Here is a 22,616-nt window from a genome sequence, read left to right as displayed (position 1 = left end):
ATACAATAGGAGGAAGATAAAATGGTACGATCTATTTTAAAAATGGGAAGTACAGGTGACAATGTAAGGTACCTTCAACAATCATTAACTAACATTGGCTATAACCCAGGACCAATAGATGGAATATTCGGCTCTAAAACCGAAACAGCTGTTAGATTATTTCAAAAAGATAAAGGATTAGTCGTGGATGGAATCGTGGGGGATAACACTTGGAATGCTATTTATAACGCACTTAAATCACCACCTACTATTAAGGAGTATTTTTCTTATAAAGAAAATACAAAATATGTTTATGAGGGTAATGGAGAAGGGTATGCTTCTTACAACGTTTTAGTAGATTATTTAACTGAAAATCGTGTTCAACTAAGAATTAATAACGGTGGTACAGAAATGGTTAAGGTGCTAGAAAATAAAGATGACAATTTGACTATGCTACTATCTAGAGATAGATGTTATTATAGAGAGAATTTAACCCAAAGTCTTAATAGTAATCCAGAAATTTTGTTAAAAGAGCCAATAATAAAAGGAACTACCTGGACTCTAGCGGATAATAGAAAACGACGTATCTCAAATATTGATGTTGAAGTAATCACACCTTTAAGTAAATATAAAACAATTGAGGTTACTACAGAGAGTAAGGACGGTTATACTCTAGACTATTATGCACCAAATGTTGGTTTAGTCAAAACAGTTTTTATATCGAATATTAGTCAGATTTCATCCTCATTGAGCAAAATAGAGGATAATGTTTTAGCTACTAAATCATTAGAATTTTATTATCCTAATGTAAATGATGGTAAGCTTAATTTTGTATACAAGCAACTAAATTTTAAAACTAATGATATAACAAGAATAAAAATAGAAGCAGCTTATAAAGATTTACCAAATGGGAATGTAAACAAAGTTCTTAGCCCTAATGCAAAAATAAAAAGTCTATATTTAAACCAGGATAATATGGTTTATGTAGATTTTACAAAGGAATTTGTTAGTGAAATGAATGCAGGCTATGATTATGAAAGTATGATTTTGCAAAGTATTACTAATACTCTTGGAAGATATTATGGTGTAAATAAAGTCTATCTAACTGTAGAAGGTGAACCATATGCTTCGGGTCATATTATAATGGAAAAAGGTGAAGCTTTTACGGTAGATTTAAGAAATAGTGTAGAACTAAAATAAAGTGAAATATATAGACTTAAAAGTGAATTAAGGTTTTTTTGCAGTCAGTTTATAGTTTTTATGTAAATTGACTGCTTATTTATCAAACCAATACAAAGATTACATAATATTATATTTTTTATCCGGAAAATAGCGCTATTGATATGGCAGATGCCATGGGCATTGAACTTCTAACGGAAGAACAATATCGCGAGCTGCAAAACTTGGGAATTTTGATATGAAGACGTCGAGCTGGTTGAAAACACCTTCTGAGATTAGAAAACTCGGCGGTGCCATCTTTGCTGATTTCCGCTACGGCAATGTCTTCGTGTATCATAATGTATTTCAAACAAGAAATAATATCCTTGACAACAGTAAATCACAATGTTACTATTTGAACATACCGAATGGTCGGTATTTAAAGTAGCTTCATAATAATTACTTTTTTGTTAAATACGATTTAAAAAGAATACCAATATATTAAGGAGGAAGATGATATGAAAATTGAATTAGCTAGTGTGTTTGTAGATGACACCAATAAGGCTCTTAAGTTCTACACTGAGGTATTGGGGTTTGTGAAGAAAGTACATATACCTGAAGTAAATTGGGTAACAGTTACATCATCTGACGAACCGGAAGGTACACAACTGCTTCTTGAACCAAATGATAACCCTGTTTCTGAGACATATCAAAAAGGCATTTTTGCTCAGGGCATACCAGCAACATCCTTTGCCGTGGAAGATGTTGAGAAGGAGTATGAAAGGTTGGTGAAACTGGGCGTTGAGTTTACTATAAAGCCAACAAAATCAGTAGGAGCTATTATTGCTGTATTTAATGATACTTGTGGTAACCTCATACAAATTCATCAAGTGCTAGTTGATTAAGATAATTCCCCTTACCAAATTGAAAAAATTCAGAGGAAAGGTGGGACAGTGTGAAAAATACAAGAAAACATATTTTGGATGTTACTTTTAAACTTTTTCTACAAAAGAGTTTCAAAGAAGTTACTCTTAAAGAGATAGTAGAAAAGACAGGGCTGTCCAAAGGTGCTTTTTATCACTATTTTACAAGTAAAGAGCAACTTTTTCTCGAATTGGTCAATGATGTGTTTTCTTCTGTTTTAGACGTTCCCTATGACCAATTTAGTAAAGACTCCCTTTATCATTTTTACATTGATTATATTAATTATTATGCAGAAAATTTGAAGCAACAAAACGAGGAAGGCAGTGTACCAAGTTTTAATTATATTTCTCTAATTTTTGATGCTATAAAACTTTTTCCGGATTTTCAGGAGAGATTGCAAAAGTCTAAAGATGTTCAACTAAGTAGTTGGAAGAATATTATTCACACTGCAAGAGAAAAAGGCGAAATTAGTTCTCCTATGAGTGATGAACAAATAGCAAACATGTTCATAAGCTCTTCCAGCGGTGTTGAGATGCAGAGCATCTTTAGTGGAAACAGTGAGGATATAGGCAAGACTTTAATAAGCTTATGGGATAGTTTTTATGATGAACTAAAAGCATAATTTTAAATGAAGCTGTCTTAAGCTTATTTACGGAGCAGGAAATTATAAAAGGGGCTGGACTATTAAATATCATTAAGTTAATGCTCATTATAATAAATAAAATTATATGCTAGAATATAACTTTATTTATTATAATATTAGGGAGAAAAGAAATGAATTATATAGCTATAGATTTTGAAACTGCAAATGAAAAAAGAAATAGTCCATGCTCAATTGGTATTGTGGTTGTGAAAAATGGACATGTTATAGAAAAAATACATCATTTAATAAGACCTAAGGAAATGAGATTTATGCCAATTAATATTGGAATCCATGGAATAAGACCAGCTATGGTTGAGAATGAACCAGAATTTGATAAAGTATGGGAGAAGATTAAGCATCATTTTAATGAAAATTTAGTAATAGCACACAATGCTTCCTTTGATATATCAGTTTTAAGAAAGAGTGCAGAGCTTTATGAAATAGAACTGCCTAGTTTTGAATATATTTGTACAATGAAACTTGCTAGAAATTTTTATAAAGGCCTTGAAAATGCAAAATTGAATACAGTAAATGATTTTTTAGGATATGAGTTTAAACACCATGATGCGCTATATGATGCGCTTGCCTGTAGCAATGTATTGCTTAATATATCAGAAGAATTAAAGTGTAAGGATATTAGCGAAATATCTAGATTAATAGGTGTAACTATTGGAACTGTGGCTAGTAATGGATATAAACCATCGTCAACTAAAGGCAGAGTTCTCAAAATATCTAATAGAATTAATAATCCTAAAAAAGAAAATAAATTTGAAACATTAGAATATGATGCATTTAAAAATGAAGTTGTGGTATTTACTGGGAAGTTAAATTCTATGTCCAGAGATGAAGCAATGAGGTTAGTTAGAAGACTTGGTGGAAGCACAGGAAGTTCTGTTACAAGAAACACAACAATTTTAGTGACTAATGTAAAGGATATAAAAGATTTACGTAGAGAAGAAATGAGTAATAAGCTTAAAAAAGCAACAGACTTAAATACAAAAGGACAGAATATAAAGTTTTTAAATGAAGAAGACTTTTTGAAAATACGAAAATAGCTTGAAATTTTTGAAGATAGAAAAGGAGCTGTCCATACTAATAATTTTTAAATCATTAGTATGGCAGCCCCTTAGATATATTAATTTAGAATGTTAATTCATAGGAGGGATTCATGGCTTGGAACAAAATGAAGCAAAGTCTAGAGAGTTTTCTTTGCCCTGCATTATATGGCAGAGTAGAATATACTGCCACTAGCTACCGATATTTATCTGATAAAGCGGGGCAATGCTATATTAAAGTAGATAAAAAGAAGATATTCAATATGAGTGATACAAGTACCTTAATCAGATGGTATCAGACAGAGCAGGAAATAAAGAATGATTCGGATATTCAAATTCCTATCAATAGTGAGGAAATTGAAATGGTCAGAAAAGGTACAAATGGGGCAGTCCCAGTGGATCGGTTAAAAGTAATTGCAAGAAATAGAAAAATATCAGAATATGCAAAGGAAATGCTATCCGCACAGTCAGCATTAAGCAAATCAAATTTTAATGTTGTAGCAAATAGATTTTTAACTATGTCTATAGAAGAAAGTCTAGAGAGTAATGATATCTTATTGAATATTCTGGCCTTGGTGGACAGACGAGTGGGAAAAAAGCGACTTTTAAACATGGCCGAGAAAATGAAGTTGAAGCACCCAATTGTACAATATTTTTATGAATTGCGGCTTAGTACTTTTGATATGGGGAACTGATTAGAGTTCTTGTTAGAAACCTTGGAATACTTGAAAATGAAAGAGATCAAGTGCTTGAGAGCCTATAGTTGATTATAGATGTAGCAAAGAAAAATAAATGTTGTTAAAGAAAGTATATAGACAAATTGATACTAAATTACTTGACGGTGCTTATACAGGAGCACATGTTAAGGTAAATAAATAGGGAGACATATAAATGAGTTATATTATGAGGGAAGCAAGAATTGAGGATATAGTATCTATAACTAATATTTATAACCAAGGTATTGAAGATAGGATTGCTACACTAGAAACTAGGTTAAGAGACACGGAAGAAATGAAAGAGTGGCTTAATACAAGAGGCGACAGATATAAGGTTATAGTAATTGAAGATTGTGAAGGTACAGTTAGAGGATGGGCTTCTATAAATGTGTTTAATTCAAGATGCTGCTACAGCGGTGTTGGTGATCTTTCAATCTATGTGGAAAGAAATATGAGAGGAAAAGGATTAGGTAAACAAATACTGAATTATTTAATTGAAGTTGCTAAAAAACAAAATTTTAATAAGTTAGTTTTAAGCACTTTTGAGTCCAATGATATAGGAAAAAAGTTATATAAATCTGCTGGTTTTAGGGAAGTTGGGACTTACATGAATCAGGGGATACTTGACGGTAAGTTTGTTAATATTACTATAATGGAAAAACTTTTATAAGTTAATTAAGCTATTAAAGGAGAAATAAAGTTTATGTCCTTTAATAGCTTATTTTAATGTTAGGTTCTAATCAAGAATGTTAGTGGTTTTAGAACATATGGTAAAGGAAGCCAAGAGCTCCCTTTGATTCATAATTTAATTTTAATTAAAAACATTATTGTTTTTAAGGCATAAATAGTACAAGTAAGCTAGAACATAGGGTAATAGATATGATAAAAAGGTATAGAATATATTCCAACCATGAGCATAAAATACTCTACCAGTAACAATACCTAAAAATTCTAAAAAAGTAGTAGCGATTGTGAAAAATAAAATAATGAAATAAGCATTTAGCTTTGAAGTCTTGATTAAATATAACATCCATACACCAAGGATAGGGTATAAACCTGTATCGAATGGTATAGCAGATATATGTTCTAATTCAAAAGGGTATAGATTCCAATAGTTTTTGTTATAACCGATAACATTAATAGCAAATGCCATTGAACTTTGGAATGGAGCAGTAATTAATAATAATCTTTTGTCTTTAGAATATAGTATTATACCAGTTAACCAAGGAATTATAAATCCAGCTATAATATTTAATATCATATAATCACTCCATTTGAATCTTTAGTAATAGTATGCATTATATTATCTGGCATAATACGTATTTAGATGTTTGTAGTTTTCTTATTCTTCTATTATATATGGAACTGTCACTATAGCAATATTTCTTTCTTTTAAAAGCATAGTTCTTGTGAAAAGAGAAGTTTGGTTATGAAGTATATTCCCCCACCAGTTCTCTACTACAAATTGAGGCATTACAACAGTAACTGTATCCATAGGTCCTGCTGCATATTCCTCTGATTCTATAAATTTAACAAGAGGAGTTACTATATTTCTATAAGGTGATTTTTTTACAACTATAGGAATACCTACACCATATTCATCCCATTTTTTTAGAAGTTTTGCGGTAGCCACATCATCAACGGATACATGAAAAAGTATTATATTGTTAGATATAGTTCTCGCATAATTTAATGCCTTTAAGAATGATTTATTTAAAGTATCAATTGGAACTATAACATATCTTTTTTGTTCTGCTAAATCTATATGCTTTGGTTTTTCATATATACTAAGCCTCAATTGTTCTGCTACTATACTATAGTGTTTATTTATTTTAAGCATAATTCTAACTATTAAAGGAACAAGTATACATACTATCCACGCACCATGTAAGAATTTTGTAACTCCTATTATAATTACAGTTACAAAACTTACTAAGCATCCAAGACCATTTATAAAAGCTTTGTGCCTCCATCCGCGTTTTTTACTTTTAACCCATCTAGTAAACATACCAGCCTGAGATAAAGTGAAAGATATAAACACTCCTACAGCATATAATGGCATAAGCAGGTGAGTATCTGCTCTAAAGGCAATAACAAGCAAGCATGCAAATAATGATAATGTTATGATTCCATTTGAGAATCCTAATCTTTTTCCTCTTTTATTAAATTGTCTTGGCATAAATTTATCTTTAGCCATAAGAGCTAAAAGTAAAGGTAATCCTGCAAAAGCAGTGTTAGCTGCCATTATAAGTATGACTGCTGTAGTTATTTGAATTACATAGAAGAATATGCTTGTTCCAAATACCTGATAAGCAATCTGCGCAACCACAGTAACCTCTAAATTAGGTACTGCATGATACAAAGTTGCTAAATAAGAGATTCCTCCAAATATCATCAATATTACTAATGCCAATAATTCTAAAACTATCTTAGCATTTTTCTGCGATGGTTCTTTAAAACTTGGAATACCATTACTAACTGCTTCTACACCAGTTAATGCTGTACATCCTGAAGCAAAGGCTCTTAAAAATAGAAATAAAGTTATATCTCCTGAAACATTTGGTATTGTATAACTAGGTTTAGGAGTATACCCCAATATGTGAACCTTTATAATTCCAAACACAATCATTCCTATTACAGAAATCATAAAAAGATATGTTGGAATTCCAAAAATCTTTGAAGACTCTCTAATACCTCTTAAATTTCCCAAAGTCATAATTATAATAAGTGCAACTGTTATGAATACTTTATGCACAAGTAATGAGGGTATTGCAGAGGTTATAGCTGCTGTTCCTGCACAGGTACTAACAGCCACTGTTAACACATAGTCAATTGATAAAGCTGATCCTGCAACTAATCCTGGTATTGTCCCTAAATTATCTTTAGCAACTATATAAGATCCACCGCCATCTGGATAGCTATCTATAGTTTGTCTATAAGAAAATACTAGTAAGAACATTAAAAATACTATGCATAGAGCTGCATAAAACATATATTTATAAGACAGAAGCCCTATTATAGGAACTAAAACCCATAAAATTTCTTCACCAGCATAAGCTACAGAAGATATAGCATCACTAGATAAAATTGGTAGTCCCCAAAATACATTGAACTTTTCATCTTTAAGTTCATCTGTTCTTAAACTCTTGCCAATAAGAATTTTGGATAAATTAATGTTCATCTTACACCTCTAAAATGATAATATAATATAGTTTATTTTTATTATAATCCATATTTATATAATTTTGGTTTGTTTTACTTTATTTTTTTTGATTTATTCATATAAATTTTCGATTTTAAATTTTGTAGTATTTTTATGCCGTAATATTTTACAAATGCGTCTTAATTATCATATCATGGATATTTAACATCATTCCGAAACAAAGCCTAATGTTAAATTTATGCTAAGTTACAGAAAATAGGTTGTAGAATATAATATTATTGTGTATCATATGATTATAATCGAATATGATAATATGAAGGGGTGAACATTTTGGATTTAATACAAGTGATGAAGGCACTAGCAGATGAAACACGTATAAGAATCCTAAATATACTAAAGGACGGAGGGTTATGTGTTTGTGAGATAGAGCTGTTGCTTGATATCAACCAGTCAAATGCATCAAGGCACTTAAATAAGTTAACTAGTGCAAGTATACTTGAGTACTATAAGGTTGCTAAATACGTATATTACAAAATAAATGAAGATACAGTTAAGGAATTTCCTTTTTTAAAAGAGATAATAGAGGAACAGGCTATTAAATTAGAACAATGTAGTAAAGATTACGAGAGATTAAAAAAATATAAAAGCAGTAATCTAGGGTGTGAAGATATAAAAGAAGGCAGAGTTTGCCTTGATATTAATTTAAAATAAATATATTACGGAGGATAATTTCATGAAGCCTAAAGTAGCATTTATATGTGTTCACAATTCTTGTAGGTCTCAAATGGCAGAGGCACTAGGAAAACTATTTGCATCTGATGTTTTTGAATCTTATTCGGCAGGAACGGAGCTAAGACCTCAAATAAATCAGGATGCAGTAAGAATAATTAAGAATTTATATAAAGTGGATATGAATGAAACTCAAAAGTCTAAATTACTTGAAGATATACCAAAGATAGATATAGTTGTAAAGATGGGCTGTAATGTAGTTTGTCCCTTTTTACCTGCAAAACATGTAGAAGATTGGGGATTGGATGATCCTTCAGACAAAAGCGATGAAGAATTTATAATGACAGCAAAGGCTATTGAAGAAAAAGTGAAAGATTTAGCAAGAAGAATTAAAAATAATGAAATTGATTTGAATAGTTAAGTTTAATTATTTATAGCATTTAAAGAAATAAAAAAATAAGTTAATAGAATTAGAAAAGTATAAGAAAGAAGTTTTAAGTAAAGTTGACGAAAACATGGGTGAGGAAGATATAGCTTATTTAGAAGAAGATTTAAGATCTCCTTGTACTCAAGAAATTGCAGTGTTTAGAGCTTTTGCGGAAATAGTTGAGAGATCAAAAAATGAAGTAGTTGTCATAGACACAGCACCAACAGGCCATACACTTTTACTTCTTGACTCTACTCAAAGTTATCACAAAGAGATACAGCGTTCACAGGGGGATATACCTGAATCAGTTAAAATGCTTTTACCTAGACTTAGGAATTCTAATGAAACAGAGACCATTATTGTAACCTTAGCTGAAACTACACCTGTATATGAAGCTATGAGATTAGAAGAGGATTTAAATAGGGCAGGAATCAATAGTAAATGGTGGGTTATAAATTCTAGTCTGCTCGCAACGAATACCAGCAATATAATTCTTAAGGCTAAAGCAAGTAATGAGATAACTTGGATAAATAAAGTAAATGAGATTTCTGAGGGTAACTTTGCAGTTATTGAATGGAAACCAGAAGAAGTAAAAGGTGAAAGATTATCAGATTTGATTAATTAAAAAATAAATTCACTACAAAATTGAACTGAGTGGTATACTAAAAATTCATAATTTGGAATCGAATCAAAAGAGGCCTTTACTGTAGTTATAGGTCCACTTATTGAGGTGCCGGTAATGATAGCTCTTGTTAATGTAGCTTTGGCTTGGGGAAGAAAATATTTTAACTATAAAAAGAATACAGAAATTGAATAATTAAAGTAAATATTAATAAGGTCAGCTTGTGCTGGCCTTTTTTAACTTAATAAATTATATAATAGCAGTTGACAAAGGAGATTATGGGTGAACACGTGAACAGCAGAATTAAAAATATAGAAGTCTTTATTTTATCATTTGTTCAAATAAAACGTTTTTATTGTTTGCTTTTGCTATGAAATAAATGAAGTAAGGAATTATAAATCTTAATGCATATATTAAAAATTCTATTTATATAATTTTTAAAGGTAAATAAATTTTCTAGCATATTATGAAGATAATTATGTTGCCATGGAATTTATCAAATAATCAGTAATAAATCGGAGGGATTGGGGTATTGCAAAAACTACAATGTCCTTTAATAGAAGTAAAGAATACTACATCAAGGAGACTTACTCAAGAGGCAATAGAACTAATTAATAGCAATAGAGCTCTTAGACTAAATGCAATGTGGCTTGAAGTTACAGGCTGTTCTGGAAATATCATATCTTTTCTTAATAGTGAAAACCCAGATCTAACTTATATACTAACTCAATTGGTGAATTTAACTTACAATAACACACTTATGGGAGCGGAAGGCGAGTTTGCTTTTGAACAATTCCTAGAAACATTAAATACTGAATTTATACTTTTAGTTGATGGTGCAGTTTCAACTAAGGAAAATGGCTATTATAACATTATCGCTAATTATAAAGGCAAATCAATCACAGCTTTGGAGGCAATAAAAACTGCAGGAGAAAAGGCGAAATATGTGCTTGCAGTTGGCACATGTGCCTCTCATGGTGGAATCTCTGCTGCAAAGCCTAATCCCTCGGGATGTAAAAGTGTGCAGGAAGTTATAAATAGAGATGTGATAAGACTGCCAGGTTGTCCCTGTCATCCTGATTGGGTAGTTGGAACTATAGCTCATTTAGTAGGTTATGGTATGCCAGAGGTAGATAATGAAGGAAGACCTCTTTTATTTTATGGGGTGACTATTCATGATAATTGTACGAGAAGAGGATTCTTCGATAAAGGAATATTTTCAGAAAAATTTGGGGATGAAGGATGCATGTTTAAACTAGGCTGTAGAGGTCCTGTTACCAAGACAGATTGCCCAAGAAGACAATGGAACGGCCACGTTAATTGGCCTATAGGGGTCAATACTAATTGCATTGGGTGTTCACAGGCATATTTTCCTGATGGCATGGAACCCTTTGTAAGATATTAGGAGGAAGCTATGAGTAGAACTATTAAAATTGATCCTGTAACTAGAATAAGTGGTTTTTTAGAAATAAAAGTAGAAGTAGATAAAAATATTATAGTAAATGCAGAGACTAGTGGTTTGCTATATAGAGGCTTTGAAAAAATGCTTAAAGGTAGATCGCCTTTAGATGCTATATACTTTACGGAAAGAATATGCGGTATATGTTCCACCTCCCACGCTATGGCTTCATCACTAGCTCTAGAGGATGTTTTAAAACTAGAGGTAGATATAAATGATTCTTATATTCGTGATTTAATTCACGGCTTTGAATTTCTACACAATCATATGAGGCAGTTTTATTATTTTACAGTACCTAGTTTTGTTAAAATGCCTGATATTAAGCCAATATCTCCTCAGGGATATGTTGATTTTAGGATTCCTGAGGCATTAAGTAAAAAAATTATAGAAAATTATATGGAAAACATTAAATATAGCAGATTAGCACATGAAGGATTAGCTGTATTAGGTGGAAAAGCACCACATAGCCATGGTATTTTTGCTGGAGGGGTTACTGTCAATATTGATTCATCTAAATTAATAAAAATTAAGTCAATTATATCGGAACTTAAGCAGTTTATTAATAATTCTATGATAAATGATATAAACATTATTTCTCAGTATTATCCCGATTATTTTGAAAAAGGAATATCTTATCCAAACTTTATGAGCTATGGAATTTTTGATAGATATTCAGATCCTGAAATAAGTTACGTAGCTCCATCAGTTATGATAGCTGGGAAAAAACATCCTCTTGATCCTAGCAAAATTACAGAAAGTATTAAACATGCATGGTATGTAAATGACAAAGATGTAGAAATACCAGGAGAAGGTAATGCTGAAGAAGTAGATATAGCAAAAGCAGGTGCCTATACTTTTATAAAAGCACCTCGTTATGATGGTATGCCTATGGAGGTAGGACCTTTAGCAAGGCTTATGCTTACAGGAGAGTATATCAGAGGAAACTCCTGCATGGATAGAAATATAGCTAGAGTAATAGAAGCAAAGAAAATAGTCCAAATAATGGAGAAGCTAACGGAAAGAATTCAATTAAAAAGAAATAATCAAAAGGCATATAAAATTCCAGATAAAGCCTTGGGAGTGGGTTTAATTGACACCATTAGGGGTACTTTGGGTCATTGGGTACAAATAGAGAATAAGGTTATAAAATATTATGATGTTATTACGCCTACAATGTGGAATTTATCGCCTAAGGACAATAAAGGCATACCTGGAGCTCTGGAAAAAGCATTAATAGGCTCTAAAATAAATGATACAAATCAACCAATAGAGGTAGGAAGAATAGCTAGGTCCTTTGACCCATGCGTATCTTGTGCCACACACATAGCAGGGAATAATCAAGAACCAATAAGAATTGAGATTTTGGTATGAAGGTTAAAGTTATAGCTATAGGCAATATTTTAATGGGTGATGACGGTATAGGTATTGCTGTTGCAGAAAAAATAAAGCATGAACTAGAAGAAGACAACATAGAAGTTATAATAGGAGAAACTGATTTTAATTATTGTATTTCTATGATAGAGGAAGGGGATTATATATTTATTTTAGATGGAGCCTATTATGGTAAAAAGCCAGGAGAAATAACCCTTTGCCCTATTAGAGAATATAAATCCTTTAAAAAAGAATATAGTCAGCATAATTTTGGGTTGTTGGATTTAATAAACCTGAATTATAAAGATGTGGAAGGATATATTGTTGGAATTGAAATAAGTGATGTGGATTTTAATTTAGGCTTAAGTGAAGTTTTAGCAAATAACATCCATATGATTTCTGAAAAAACTATAAATATTGTAAGGAGTATTTTGAAAAATAGGGAGTAAAACAATGAATAAAAAATGTGAGTTATCACAAAAGCTCTATTGTATTCGAGCTAAAATATATTACTACAGACAATTAACAATCTTTAGCTTATATCCATACCAAAGAAATTATTATCTAAATTTATTGCAAAGAGAGATAAAAACTTTAGAAGATATTAAGGAAAGATGCACTAGTAATCGGGAAAGTTTAGAAAAGCAAAGAGAATTTACTATAGAAGAACTGGCAAAATACAATGGAGAAGGTGGAATGCTAGCCTATGTTGCTGTTAACGGAGTGGTATATGATGTTAGTATGAATATAACTTGGGCTGGCGGAACTCATTTTGGTTTATATGCTGGAAAAGATTTAACAAAACAGTTTTCAAGTTGTCATTTAGGTGTATCAATAGTTTTAAGCAATCTTCCTAAAGTAGGAACCTTAAAGAAATGAGAAATTAAAAATGCTTGATACAAGATTATTAGATAAAATATCAAACTTCTAAGAAGAAGATAGCTAGGTAGAAGTTATTCGAAGTATTGAAGGTGATATATCTGAAAAATAGTAAATCATTTAATGATAAAAAAAGGTATTTATTAAAAATATATGGCATTGTACAAGGAGTAGGATTCCGGCCTTTTGTATATAAAAAAGCTAAAGAATATCTGATAAATGGTTGGGTGAACAATGCTGGTGGCACAGTTGTTATAGATTGCAGCGGAATAAAAGATAACCTTAAAAGCTTTATACTAAGTCTTATTAAGGAGCCGCCATCTTTAGCAAAAATAGAAAAAGTGGAATGCATTTCTCTTGAAGGTTCACCTTATGAAGACTTTAGCATTAAGGAAAGCACAGAAAAGTTAAGCAAGATAAAATTCGTTTCACCAGATGTTGGAACATGCCCTAAGTGCATTGAAGATATAATGAAAAAGAAAACGGACAGGTATAGATATGCCTTTACTAATTGTACAGAATGTGGACCTAGATATTCTATTATTAAAGCTTTACCCTATGACCGGAAGACTACCACAATGAGGTCTTTTGAAATGTGTTCAAGTTGTAAAGCAGAGTATGAGAATCCAATGAGTAGGCGTTTTCATGCACAGCCCAATTGCTGTGAAAAGTGTGGACCAACTCTTACTTTAATAAATAATAAAAAAGAGATTATAAAATGTGATGATCCTGTTTTAGAAACTAGCAAATTAATAAAGCAGGGTAAAATTATTGCCATAAAGGGTATAGGAGGCTTCCATTTAGTTTGTAGCGGTAAAGATGAAGAAGCTATAGAAGAGCTTCGAAGAAGAAAGAAAAGACCTCATAAACCATTAGCATTGATGATGAAAGATTTGGAGACTGCAAGGAAGTATTGTGAAATATCGCAGGCTGAGGAAAAAGTTTTAACAAATAATAAAAGGCCTATTGTGCTAGTTAATAAAAAAGAACTATGTGAGTTGCCGCAAAATATAGCAGCTAAGCAAAATAAACTTGGTATTATGCTTCCATATACTCCGCTGCATTATTTGTTATTTGAAGAGGATATAGAAGTTATTGTTATGACCAGCGGAAATATAAGCGGAGAACCTATTCGGTATAAAAATAATGAAGCTATAGATCACCTAAGGAAGGTTGCAGACTATTTTTTAATACACGATAGAGAAATACACGTACCAATTGATGATTCTGTTGTAAAGGTAGTTTTTGATAAGGAAGCTGTAATTCGAAGAGCTAGAGGATATAGTCCCTATGGAATAAATTTACGGATAAAAAGGAATATTGGAGCCTTAGGTGCAGAACAAAAAAATACCTTTTGTGTGTCACGAAATGGCTATGTATATATGAGCCAATACTTAGGAGACTTAAGGTATTTAGATGTATTTAAAAATTACCAGTATATTATAAAGCATCTTACTAATTTGTTAGATATACAGCTTGAAGTATTTGCACATGATAAGCATCCCGACTATTTATCTACTTATTATGCAAATAAACAACAGGTAAGAAAAATTTCAGTGCAGCATCATCATGCTCATATGGTTAGCTGCATGGCCGAACATGATATTTATGAACCGGTTATAGGAGTTATTTATGATGGAACTGGACTAGGTATAGATGGAGCTGTATGGGGTGGAGAATTTTTTATCGGCACAAGAGACTCCTTTAAAAGAGTAGCTCATCTCAAATATGTATCAATACAAGGTGGAGACAAAGCTATTAGAGAAACATGGAGATGTGCCTTAAGTTATCTATATTCCATAGGATATGATGAATTAAATTTTATTAATGAGGAAGAAAAGGAAAAAGTAGAACTAGTTAAGCAGACTTTAAGTTTAGGCCTAAATTGTTATAAGTCTTCAAGTATGGGACGTTTATTTGATTGTGTTGCTGCATTAATAGGAATTAGAAAATGCATTACTTATGATGCTCAAGCTGCTATTGAGTTAGAAAACATCGCTGATAACTCAACTACTGAGCATTATAAATATGATATATATGCGAAAAATAATATGTATCAAATAGATTACAAAAGTATCATAGATGGAGTACTAAAGGATTTAAAAGATGGTGAAATTGCTAGTGTAATATCAGCTAAATTTCACAATACCATAGTAGCTTTTACTGAGGATTTAGTTTGTAAAATAGGAAAATGTTATAGCCTTAATAAGGTAGTGCTTAGTGGGGGAGTATTTGAAAATCAATATTTACTTAAAAATATATATCAAAGGTTAAAAGAAAAACAGTTTCAAATTTTTTATAACGAGCAAATTCCAACTAACGATGGTGGAATATCTTTTGGGCAGTTAGTTATTGCAGATGCTATTATTGAGAAAGAGGAGAGAGCAGATGTGTCTTGCCATACCAGCTAAAATTATAAACATTGATGGAGACTATGCTGCTGTAGATATCATGGGGCTAGAGAGCAGCGTAAATATACAGCTTATAGAAAAAGTTAACGTAGGAGACTATATTTTAGTTCATGCAGGATGTGGTATACAAAAAATTGATATAAATTATTTTAATTATCTACAAGAGGTACTTAAAGAAGCAATCAACAGTGAGGATAGTTATGAAGGATAAGAGTTTAATGGCTAAGTTAGTTAAAGATATACAAGCATCATCTGTAGAGGATTTAAACATTATGGAAGTATGCGGTACCCATACTCAGGTCATATCAAAACTAGGTATAAGAGAATTGGTTTCTCCTAAAATAAATTTATTATCCGGACCAGGATGTCCTGTATGTGTTACTCCCACTTCATATATAGATGCAGCAATAGAGCTTTTAAATAAAGAAAATGTTATTTTGACAACCTTTGGAGATCTGATGAGAGTAAAGGGAAGCAGCGAAAATTTAATCAATCAGAGGGAAAAAGGAAAAAAGATTCAAATTGTATACTCACCATTAGAAGTTCTCCAAATCGCAAAAGAAAATAGAAATGCAGAAGTAGTATTTCTAGCTATGGGCTTCGAAACCACAACACCTTTAGTCGCTCTAGCAATAGAAACAGCTAAAAAGAATAATATCGGCAATGTTTCTTTTCTTACAAGCTTAAAATCTATGAAGCCAGTCATGGATAGAATACTAAAAAATAAACATCATGAAATAGGTGGAATAATTTGTCCAGGACATGTTGCAGTTGTTAAAGGGGCTGAGTACTTTAGATTTATATCAGAAGAATATAATATTCCAGCGGTGGTTGCAGGTTTTGAGGCACTAGATATATTGGGAGCTATATATTTCCTAGTACAGCAACATGACAGTAAAAAAAGAAGCTTTGAAAATTTATATAAAAGATGTGTGACTCCACAGGGAAACTTATTTGCAAATAAGCTGATGGAGGAAGTGTTCTCATTACATAATTCAGAGTGGAGAAGCATAGGTAATATAGAAAATTCTGCATTTCACATTAAAGATAAATATGAGGACTTTGACAGCTTAAAAAAATTTGATATTGATATAAAAGAGAATATGTATGATCAAAACTGTATTTGTAGTGAGATACTATTAGGACGAAAATTACCTAGTTTATGTAGATTGTTTGGAACTTCCTGTAACCCTGAATCTCCACTAGGACCTTGCATGGTATCCTCTGAGGGGTCCTGTGCTATATTCTATAAATATCAAAGGAGGATTGAGCATGAATGATATTATTAAGTTAGTACATGGTGATGGAGGTAAACATACTCATGAGCTAATTGAAAGTATTTTCTATAAACACTTTAGAAATGATTTATTGATTAATGGAATAGATGCAGCAACCTTTACTGTGAAACAGGGTAGGATGGCTTTTACTACAGACTCATTTGTTGTAAAGCCTCTTTTTTTTAAGGGAGGAGACATTGGAAAACTTGCGGTATATGGTACTGTAAATGATTTAGCGGTGTCAGGTGCAAAACCATTATATTTAAGTACGGCATTTATTATTGAAGAGGGATTCCCTTTGGAATCACTTAAACGTATAGTTGTATCTATAGGGAATGCCTGTATGCAAACAGGAGTTAAAGTTGTGACAGGAGATACTAAGGTTGTAGAAAAAGGAAGAGGCGATGGAATCTTTATAAATACTTCTGGAGTAGGAATTATAGAAGATGATTTTAGTATAAGATCTATTGAAGAAGGAGACAGGATTATTGTAACTGGTGGTATCGGGGAACATGGTACAGCCATAGCACTTGATAGATATGATATAAAGATTAAGGGGAATTTTGAAAGTGATTGTGCTCCTCTTAATAAAATTGTGATGAAGCTAAAAAGGTTCTATCCTTCTATAAAGATTATGAAAGATCCTACTAGAGGAGGATTAGCCACAGCTCTAAATGAGATAGCAAGTCTTTCGGGCTTAGGAGTGTGCGTAGATGAAGAATGTGTACCTCTACGTAAAGAAGTGAAAGCTGCAAATGAACTTCTCGGATTGGATCCTTTATATATGGCTTGCGAGGGAAGGTTAATATTAGTAGTAAGCAAGGAAGCAGCAGATAGTTTACTTGAAGAAATTATAAAAATAGAGGGATGTGAGGAAGCAAAGATAATTGGAAGCTTTGTTAAAGAGCCTTATAATATGGTATATATGAAGACTTTCCTTGGTGGTAAAAGAATATTGAATATGTTAGAGGGAGAAATGCTGCCAAGGATATGCTAGGAGTTAACTGAAAGGAGCGATGATGTTATTACCTAGTTACAAACTCGAGTTTTATCCGTTGTATGATGTATACTTTTATGGTATTATATTGTATATAATTCGGAAATTAAAGGTAATTTTATAAATTAAGCTTTCATATTAAGAGGTAAATGATGATTACGAAAAAGAAGATAGTGGTTTTGGGTATAGTATGTATGATGTTATTGAATTGTATTGGATGTAAAAATAGTAATAGTACAAAAACAATTGAAGTCAGTGAAAAGATAGCAAATTCAGTTAAGAAAAGTGGTACATGCAATGTGAGTATTGAACCTAAAATTGAACTGCTCGGTGTGGTTCAGTATCTTGCAGATGATCCGGTTATTCTAAAGAAAGATTTATATGTAGATACCCAAAAGTATAGTGATGATATTTCTAAATACTTTTCAAAGTATAAGGATGAAGAGGTAATTATTTTATATAAAGAAATGATGAAAACGGGTTTTACCTATGACGCAGCTCCTAATTCTATGTTGTATGTTGATGATAATCTAAAGCTTTTAGATAATATCTCTTTACATGAAAGTATTATCACCAAAGCAGGGGGAAAGGAAAAGTTACTAAAATTCTTTAAATTATTAGCCGATTTTAGGAAGAATTCTAAATTTGACGAGTTTTATATAAGCCATAATGAATTTTACAATGAATGCGTTTTAGACGTGAAAAATAGGATTGACAAATCTGGTATTATAGACAAGATTCAAAACTATTATGGGTATAAGCAAAACAGCTATAACTTTATTATACAACCTTTATCAATAGGAGGTTATGGTGTAAGGATACCAACAAAAGACGGAAAGTATGATTTATATGATTTTATGGTTGTACCAAGTGATGATGCAGAGTTTTTTCAGATGGTAGTGCATGAATTTGGACACTCCTATGTAAACCCATTAACTGAAAAAAATATAGATGAAATTAATAAGTACAGTAACTTGTTTTCTCCTATAAAAGATACTATGGCTAAGCAGGCATATGGAAGTTGGGAATATTGCGTAAATGAACATATCGTACGATCAATAAGCTACAGAGTTTTACGTAACACCTACGGGACTGAAAAAAGTGAAGAGTATATAACTATGGACACTGGCAGGAAATTTATTTATATTAACGCAATTTCTGAAAAATTAAAAGAATATGAGAATAATCGAGAGAAATATCCTACATTTAATGATTTTTATCCAGAACTGGTTCAACTATTTAAAGAATTATCCATTAAACAATCATCAAACCAATAAATACATTTGGACTAATTAAGGAAAGTCCCTGTAATACACGTTACGGTGAATCGCACCACAAGTAAGGGCGGTTTTCCCAAAGAGGAAATAATTTTCAATTATCTATTGATTTGTTTCCAAAATTTGTGATATAATGTTTAAGTGAGCGGATTGCGGAACTGTGCAATTTGCTTATGGCATTAGAAATAATTGTGTTTAGGTGCAATAGGAAGCTTGGCAGAGCTACTTATTGCATTCTTTTTTGTCAATACTTAATGTGACTTCAGAGGAAAGCTCGTCTTTTTTTAAAGTTGTTTTTGATTGAAACAACGCTTTCATTATTTCCTGTTTATAGCAAAAACCAAGCAGCATAGCAACAATTCCCAGCATTGTAATACATAGAATAGTAATAATAAAATTTAGATTCACAAGACCACACTCCTTTTATAAATATATGGATAGGTGCAATCCGCTCACTTCTTGAATAGAATTTAGAAAAAAATATATCTTTATAGCTTAATTGTAGCACATATTCTTTTAGAACATATTGAACATTGCATAAAAGCTCCAATTTTTGTTATTAATTTGTGTAAATTTTTAACTCAATTAAATAAATTATTCAATCCAGGGAAGGTATTTCCAAACGGATATAGAATATTTAATTAAGAATAAATTAATACAAAGGGGTATGATGAATATATGTACAATATATTAGTTTTAGAAGACGATCGTATTCAGTTGAAAACCCTATCAGAGATTATAAAACAATCAGGCGACATGTATCAAGTATATGAAACCACCAATGCTACAGAGGCTTTTAAAATAGCCCAGCAAAAGATGATTGATCTTTTCTATGTTGATATTAATTTAAAAAATGAATCAGGTCTTAAATTTGCTCTTGAAATAAGAAAAATAGAAAGATATAGACTAAACTGGATAATATTTGTGACAATTTACAAGGAATATATGCTTTCAGCCTTTAAGAAGGTTCACTGTTATGATTATATATTAAAGCCTTATAATAAGGAAAACATCCAAGGAATAACAAAGCTTTTGCTATCAGACAGCAGGGAACAGGTTGCTGCTGCAGAAATCGGGGAGAAATTCATAATTGTTCCCATAAAGAATATCCAGGTGAAAATATTTGTTAATGAAATAATTTTCGTGGAAGTCTTTATTAGAACTTCAATAATTCATACTATAAACGGTTCCTTTACCATAGATTATTTATCCCTTAAGAAATTAAATTCAATGATAAATGATAAGAATATCCTTCAGTGTCATAGATCCTATTTGGTTAATATAAAATATATCAATAAAATTGAAAAAACTAATAATAAAACTTCTTACAAGATTTATTTTTATAATACTGACAAAACTGCACTACTCGGAAACAACTATAAGAAATGTATAATAGGCAGGTTTAATAATGCTGTAGATGGAGGGGATAAATGAAGGATTATAAGATATTCATCTTAATATTTCTAGAAGTAGGAAGTTTTATGTTGCTGTGGAACATGTTTAATAAAAAATATGAAAATAGATTATATAAAAGTGCTCTCATTATACTTTTTACTTCAGTAGTAGTTCTAATTACAAATAATATTTATCCACCTTTGCAGTTTTTTGTTAATTATCTGTTTTTGCTTCTAGCTATCAAGTTGACATTTAAAAAAGATATAAAGCATTTATTATTAGAATTCGGCTTGCTTATGGCTATTTTTGGTATAATGCAACTTGCTATAATAATTATGCTTAGATTCTCTATTCAAGCTTATATGGTGAAGGATAATTTCATATATTTGCTTATTGGCAACCTCATCTGTATACTTTTAAGTTTTTGTATCTATAAATATGTATCTTATGAAAAACTAAGAATTTTTTTTAGGCAGAAAAGTTCTAAAATATACTTTTTTTCCGTGAATCTTCTCATGTATATAGTTATTGCAAAGTGGACATGGAATTTTAAAAGACATGAGTTTTTGGATGAGATTGCGCTGTATCTTGTCATTCCCTTAGTATTCATCCTAGCAAATTTGTTTTTGCTTGAATATGAGATGAAAGATACTGAAATAAAGAAGTCACTGGAGAATTATCAGAAATACTCTCCTGTAATATCAAAGCTATTAGAGGATGTAAGAAGGAGACAGCACGATTTTAAAAATCATTTGAATACTGTTTACAGCCTTGTTCTAGTATCTGACGAAAAGAATTTAAAGGAAACCATGACACAATATATGAATTCTCTTAATACTTCCTTGGAGAGTATGGAGAAGTTACTTCAAATAGATAATACAGTGGTAGCGGCCATTATCTATAATAAAATAAATGAGGCTGCAAAATACAATATTGAGTTTAAGTATATTATTCAAGGAGACTATAAGCTTCCTTTTAAGGATCATGAGCTTTCAGAGACTTTAAATAATCTTTTGGATAATGCTTTTGACGCTGTTTTAAATTCAAAAAGTGATTTGAAAAAAGTGTTCTTAAATATAGGTTATCTGGAAGAGAATTGTATTATAGAAATCGGAAATACAGGGGAAAGAATAGAATTTAATGATATTGGCAAGATCTTTAATGCAGGATATACTACTAAAGAAGGGGAGAATCGCGGATATGGGCTGTATAATGTAAAACAAATAGTTGAATCCTATGGAGCTAGAATTCAACTATCCTTTGAAAATAACTATACAATTTTCAGCATTAAATTGTCATAGATTATGCAACTATTCGCCTTTCATGCATTCTGGAACTTCAGGCTCGCCAAGAAAAAGGAAGGAGCCGTAAAAGGTATATACAACTGAAGCTACAGCTAGACAAAGTGAGCATAAAGTGCCTTTTCCCTTTAGATTTTTAATTAATTTTTTCATAATGTGACCTCCTTATTTTATAAGTTTATTAAAAAATTTATAGCTTCGGCTTTTTAGTCAGCACAAGCTGTACGCTTTGTATTAATATAGTGCTGAAGCCGCAGTTTACATATGGAGCGCTTTGTAAAAATAATAAAATAATAGTCCATAAAGCTACAGACAGAGCCGCTACAATCTTATACTGTAGCTTTTTCTTATTATCTTTTATAGGCCTCCTTACACTGCATATCGGAGATCTAACTAAAACTATTACAAAACTAACTATGCCAATAAGTAAATAATATACTGTCGGTAGTCTAGGAATAAGTGGTGCCAGCACACTTGTGAAGATAAGCAGCAGAGTTGTTAGAAGTAAACAATTCAAAGTTCCCTTTAAGTGTACTCCACCAGCAAACACCCTAGTTGATATCAGTATGAGTAAGGAAAAATAGAAAAAATTTTGTCTATGTATTATATTAAAAAACAGTATTAGAAAAACAATTTTAAATCCTTCACTTAAAATTACACTTAAGCCATACTGTATCCTTGCTCTGTCTTTAGCATTGTTGTAGGCTTCGGTACAAATTAGGGAAGTAAGCTGCAGGGCCAATTTATCTATCATTTTCAATGCACCACCTATAAAGTGAAAAACACTATAATTTTAAAATACATTCATTTAAAGAGGCTTGTTTATATAATGA

24 protein-coding genes and 3 pseudogenes are annotated in these 22,616 nt (G+C 31.4%); 22 read left to right on the top strand and 5 right to left on the bottom strand.

The window, feature by feature from the left end:
• Window positions 1-21: 21 nt before the first annotated feature.
• The 7 genes and pseudogenes from I6U51_RS11300 to I6U51_RS11270 all read left to right on the top strand — a co-directional run bounded on the left by I6U51_RS11300 (window position 22) and on the right by I6U51_RS11270 (window position 5,145).
• Window positions 22-1,179, top strand: a complete 1,158-nt coding sequence (locus tag I6U51_RS11300) for a peptidoglycan-binding protein (RefSeq protein ID WP_246517280.1) — start codon at window positions 22-24, stop codon at window positions 1,177-1,179.
• A 122-nt stretch (window positions 1,180-1,301) separates the two neighbouring features.
• Window positions 1,302-1,585, top strand: a pseudogene (locus I6U51_RS11295) (DUF4256 domain-containing protein); the annotation flags it as partial.
• Between the two features lie 70 nt (window positions 1,586-1,655).
• Entirely contained in the window at window positions 1,656-2,042 is a 387-nt protein-coding gene (locus I6U51_RS11290) for a VOC family protein (RefSeq protein ID WP_211142749.1), read from the top strand.
• A 50-nt stretch (window positions 2,043-2,092) separates the two neighbouring features.
• Complete coding sequence (locus tag I6U51_RS11285; RefSeq protein ID WP_211142748.1) at window positions 2,093-2,683, top strand: TetR family transcriptional regulator; 591 nt, start codon at window positions 2,093-2,095, stop codon at window positions 2,681-2,683.
• 152 nt (window positions 2,684-2,835) lie between these two features.
• Entirely contained in the window at window positions 2,836-3,759 is a 924-nt protein-coding gene (locus I6U51_RS11280) for an exonuclease domain-containing protein (protein WP_211142747.1), read from the top strand.
• A gap of 113 nt (window positions 3,760-3,872) precedes the next feature.
• Window positions 3,873-4,454 carry an SF0329 family protein gene (locus I6U51_RS11275; protein WP_211142746.1) on the top strand — a complete coding sequence of 194 codons (582 nt, stop codon included), beginning with the start codon at window positions 3,873-3,875 and terminating at the stop codon, window positions 4,452-4,454.
• Window positions 4,455-4,650: 196 nt separating this feature from the next.
• Window positions 4,651-5,145 carry an arsinothricin resistance N-acetyltransferase ArsN1 family A gene (locus tag I6U51_RS11270; protein ID WP_211142745.1) on the top strand — a complete coding sequence of 165 codons (495 nt, stop codon included), beginning with the start codon at window positions 4,651-4,653 and terminating at the stop codon, window positions 5,143-5,145.
• A 141-nt stretch (window positions 5,146-5,286) separates the two neighbouring features.
• Here I6U51_RS11270 and I6U51_RS11265 read toward each other — a convergent pair whose 3' ends face one another.
• Both I6U51_RS11265 and I6U51_RS11260 read right to left on the bottom strand, forming a co-directional pair.
• Window positions 5,287-5,736 carry a CBO0543 family protein gene (locus I6U51_RS11265; RefSeq protein ID WP_211142744.1) on the bottom strand — a complete coding sequence of 150 codons (450 nt, stop codon included), beginning with the start codon at window positions 5,734-5,736 and terminating at the stop codon, window positions 5,287-5,289.
• An 81-nt stretch (window positions 5,737-5,817) separates the two neighbouring features.
• Window positions 5,818-7,656 carry an APC family permease gene (locus I6U51_RS11260; RefSeq protein WP_211142743.1) on the bottom strand — a complete coding sequence of 613 codons (1,839 nt, stop codon included), beginning with the start codon at window positions 7,654-7,656 and terminating at the stop codon, window positions 5,818-5,820.
• A 303-nt stretch (window positions 7,657-7,959) separates the two neighbouring features.
• Between I6U51_RS11260 and I6U51_RS11255 the strand changes: the two genes are divergently transcribed.
• From I6U51_RS11255 to I6U51_RS11195, 13 genes and pseudogenes are all read left to right on the top strand, one after another.
• Window positions 7,960-8,349, top strand: coding sequence for an ArsR/SmtB family transcription factor (locus tag I6U51_RS11255; RefSeq protein ID WP_343069628.1), 390 nt, complete (start codon window positions 7,960-7,962; stop codon window positions 8,347-8,349).
• Between the two features lie 22 nt (window positions 8,350-8,371).
• Window positions 8,372-8,788, top strand: a complete 417-nt coding sequence (locus tag I6U51_RS11250) for an arsenate reductase ArsC (RefSeq protein WP_211142741.1) — start codon at window positions 8,372-8,374, stop codon at window positions 8,786-8,788.
• Between the two features lie 46 nt (window positions 8,789-8,834).
• Window positions 8,835-9,419 (top strand): annotated as a pseudogene (locus tag I6U51_RS11245) (ArsA-related P-loop ATPase); the annotation flags it as partial.
• 51 nt (window positions 9,420-9,470) lie between these two features.
• Window positions 9,471-9,611 (top strand): annotated as a pseudogene (locus tag I6U51_RS11240) (arsenical-resistance protein); the annotation flags it as partial.
• A 337-nt stretch (window positions 9,612-9,948) separates the two neighbouring features.
• A complete protein-coding gene (locus tag I6U51_RS11235) occupies window positions 9,949-10,821 on the top strand; it encodes a hydrogenase small subunit (RefSeq protein WP_211142740.1) in 873 nt (290 codons plus the stop codon).
• A 9-nt stretch (window positions 10,822-10,830) separates the two neighbouring features.
• Window positions 10,831-12,246 carry a nickel-dependent hydrogenase large subunit gene (locus I6U51_RS11230; protein ID WP_211142739.1) on the top strand — a complete coding sequence of 472 codons (1,416 nt, stop codon included), beginning with the start codon at window positions 10,831-10,833 and terminating at the stop codon, window positions 12,244-12,246.
• On the top strand, window positions 12,243-12,695 hold the full coding sequence (locus I6U51_RS11225) for a hydrogenase maturation protease (protein ID WP_211142738.1): 453 nt from the start codon (window positions 12,243-12,245) through the stop codon (window positions 12,693-12,695). The genes I6U51_RS11230 and I6U51_RS11225 overlap by 4 nt, the downstream gene beginning before the upstream one ends.
• Before the next feature lie 4 nt (window positions 12,696-12,699).
• Entirely contained in the window at window positions 12,700-13,125 is a 426-nt protein-coding gene (locus I6U51_RS11220; RefSeq protein WP_211142737.1) for a cytochrome b5 domain-containing protein, read from the top strand.
• Between the two features lie 92 nt (window positions 13,126-13,217).
• Entirely contained in the window at window positions 13,218-15,536 is a 2,319-nt protein-coding gene (hypF, locus tag I6U51_RS11215) for a carbamoyltransferase HypF (RefSeq protein WP_343069640.1), read from the top strand.
• Window positions 15,514-15,747 (top strand): HypC/HybG/HupF family hydrogenase formation chaperone, encoded by a 234-nt coding sequence (locus I6U51_RS11210; RefSeq protein ID WP_211142919.1) that lies wholly within the window; start codon window positions 15,514-15,516, stop codon window positions 15,745-15,747. The genes hypF and I6U51_RS11210 overlap by 23 nt, the downstream gene beginning before the upstream one ends.
• Entirely contained in the window at window positions 15,737-16,816 is a 1,080-nt protein-coding gene (hypD, locus tag I6U51_RS11205) for a hydrogenase formation protein HypD (RefSeq protein WP_211142736.1), read from the top strand. The genes I6U51_RS11210 and hypD overlap by 11 nt, the downstream gene beginning before the upstream one ends.
• The gene (hypE, locus tag I6U51_RS11200) at window positions 16,809-17,810 is read left to right on the top strand and encodes a hydrogenase expression/formation protein HypE (RefSeq protein ID WP_211142735.1); all 1,002 of its coding nucleotides are present in this window, start codon (window positions 16,809-16,811) and stop codon (window positions 17,808-17,810) included. Before hypD ends, hypE begins: the two co-directional genes overlap by 8 nt.
• Before the next feature lie 149 nt (window positions 17,811-17,959).
• Window positions 17,960-19,087, top strand: coding sequence for a DUF4932 domain-containing protein (locus tag I6U51_RS11195; RefSeq protein WP_211142734.1), 1,128 nt, complete (start codon window positions 17,960-17,962; stop codon window positions 19,085-19,087).
• A gap of 222 nt (window positions 19,088-19,309) precedes the next feature.
• On the opposite strand, the gene I6U51_RS11190 is transcribed toward I6U51_RS11195, so the two are convergent.
• Window positions 19,310-19,495: a hypothetical protein gene (locus I6U51_RS11190; protein WP_211142733.1), complete on the bottom strand. Its 186-nt coding sequence runs from the start codon at window positions 19,493-19,495 to the stop codon at window positions 19,310-19,312.
• A 270-nt stretch (window positions 19,496-19,765) separates the two neighbouring features.
• Here I6U51_RS11190 and I6U51_RS11185 point away from each other — a divergent pair, with 270 nt between their 5' ends.
• Entirely contained in the window at window positions 19,766-20,521 is a 756-nt protein-coding gene (locus I6U51_RS11185) for a LytR/AlgR family response regulator transcription factor (RefSeq protein ID WP_211142732.1), read from the top strand.
• Window positions 20,518-21,783 carry a sensor histidine kinase gene (locus tag I6U51_RS11180; protein WP_211142731.1) on the top strand — a complete coding sequence of 422 codons (1,266 nt, stop codon included), beginning with the start codon at window positions 20,518-20,520 and terminating at the stop codon, window positions 21,781-21,783. The genes I6U51_RS11185 and I6U51_RS11180 overlap by 4 nt, the downstream gene beginning before the upstream one ends.
• Before the next feature lie 9 nt (window positions 21,784-21,792).
• On the opposite strand, the gene I6U51_RS11175 is transcribed toward I6U51_RS11180, so the two are convergent.
• Both I6U51_RS11175 and I6U51_RS11170 read right to left on the bottom strand, forming a co-directional pair.
• The gene (locus I6U51_RS11175; protein ID WP_211142730.1) at window positions 21,793-21,936 is read right to left on the bottom strand and encodes a cyclic lactone autoinducer peptide; all 144 of its coding nucleotides are present in this window, start codon (window positions 21,934-21,936) and stop codon (window positions 21,793-21,795) included.
• Between the two features lie 37 nt (window positions 21,937-21,973).
• Complete coding sequence (locus I6U51_RS11170; protein WP_211142729.1) at window positions 21,974-22,537, bottom strand: accessory gene regulator B family protein; 564 nt, start codon at window positions 22,535-22,537, stop codon at window positions 21,974-21,976.
• Window positions 22,538-22,616: the final 79 nt, after the last annotated feature.

This window comes from Clostridium aciditolerans (genome assembly GCF_016316925.1).
In the GTDB taxonomy this organism is placed as follows: Bacteria; Bacillota; Clostridia; order Clostridiales; family Clostridiaceae; genus Clostridium_AM; species Clostridium_AM aciditolerans.
This window is presented reverse-complemented; position numbering and strand designations above follow the sequence as displayed.